Consider the following 1180-nt stretch of genomic DNA (forward strand, 5'->3'; position numbering starts at 1 on the left):
GCTTGGCATCCCGACGACACAGGCCGGAGAAACTGCGCTGCCCGGAGGAACGCTCGTTGGGCCCGGGGGCGACTGGATCATCAACCCCGACACCGCGCAGGCTGCGCCACTGGCTGCCCCAACTCTGGCGCATCAAGTGGCTGCGCACCCCATCAAGGAACCGTACACCCTCGCCGAAATCGAGGCGCGCATCGCATCGCATGACTACAGCGCCGAGCTGCTGCTGCAGCACGCGATGGAGCTGCTGCGCGGACGGCCCGGAGAGGATGCGCGGCCGGTGGCGTGGCGGGCCTGGTTCGACCAGGACAGCGGGGCGCGATGGCTGTTCACGCTGTGGCCCAAGGAAGAGCGCCTCGACGTGCAATGGCAGCCGCTCTACGCCACCCAAGGAGCCAGCCATGCCGGCAATCCTGGTTGACGTGCAGCAGGTCTACACGGCCCCGACGAAAGGCCGACGCTATCTGACCGCACGCGGTGCAGCACGGGCAGAAGCCGATGCCATGTTGACACGCGCTTACCCCAGCGACCAACCCGAATACGACGACATGGGGCGCTGTCTCTACGGCGGCTTTCATTGGAGTAGCGACGAGCGCCTGGTGCGCGTCCACAAACGACTGATGCGACTGCTGCTGCGGCGCTTAAGGAATAGCCATGACTAAGTTCCGTTGCTGGATTCCTGACTATGGCCAGGACCGCGAGGACGGCTGCGACGTGGCCGCGTTCGGCGCTGAATCGGCTGCGACTCTGTTCATGGAAATCTACGAGACACGCAACGCCGAATACCCGGTTGCCTCGGGAGGCACGGCTATTGTGGCCGTGTCCACCGATGACACTCCCCATGAGATGTACTCGGTTTGGGGCGAACCGCGGCCTATCTATCGTGCTAGGAGGAAGACATGACCCGGTATAGCGCCTTGCGCAAGATGGGATGCGACCCGCTAACCGCGGGAATCATCGCGGGCATGAACTGGCTCGTCGGCGTCCCAAATAACGAAATCCGGGTGATGCACATCGTCATCGAAATCGAGGAGGTCGATCATGCTGGTTGACGGAAAGGAATGGCGGTTGGTGCCGGCGGAGCCGACCGACAAAATGGTGCGTGCCGGTGCGGCTGCGATCGGAACTCTTCGCACCTACCGCGCCATGCTCGCCACCGCCCCCATACCGCCCGATGTTGCCC

At 63.9% G+C, this 1180-nt stretch carries 4 protein-coding genes; all 4 read left to right on the forward strand.

Annotation, left to right across the window (positions count from 1 at the left end; all coding sequences use genetic code 11):
• Positions 1-418, forward strand: a 418-nt coding sequence (locus KF708C_RS34085; protein WP_231586671.1) for a hypothetical protein, incomplete at its 5' end; no start/stop codon positions are given.
• Positions 399-659, forward strand: a complete 261-nt coding sequence (locus KF708C_RS35375; protein WP_082080259.1) for a hypothetical protein — start codon at positions 399-401, stop codon at positions 657-659. The genes KF708C_RS34085 and KF708C_RS35375, both read left to right, overlap by 20 nt.
• Positions 652-900, forward strand: a complete 249-nt coding sequence (locus KF708C_RS34090) for a hypothetical protein (protein WP_059416309.1) — start codon at positions 652-654, stop codon at positions 898-900. The genes KF708C_RS35375 and KF708C_RS34090 overlap by 8 nt, the downstream gene beginning before the upstream one ends.
• Positions 897-1049, forward strand: coding sequence for a hypothetical protein (locus KF708C_RS36345; protein ID WP_156174087.1), 153 nt, complete (start codon positions 897-899; stop codon positions 1047-1049). The genes KF708C_RS34090 and KF708C_RS36345 overlap by 4 nt, the downstream gene beginning before the upstream one ends.
• Positions 1050-1180: the final 131 nt, after the last annotated feature.

The sequence above is a fragment of the Cupriavidus basilensis genome (assembly GCF_000876015.1).
GTDB lineage: Bacteria > Pseudomonadota > Gammaproteobacteria > Burkholderiales > Burkholderiaceae > Cupriavidus > Cupriavidus basilensis_B.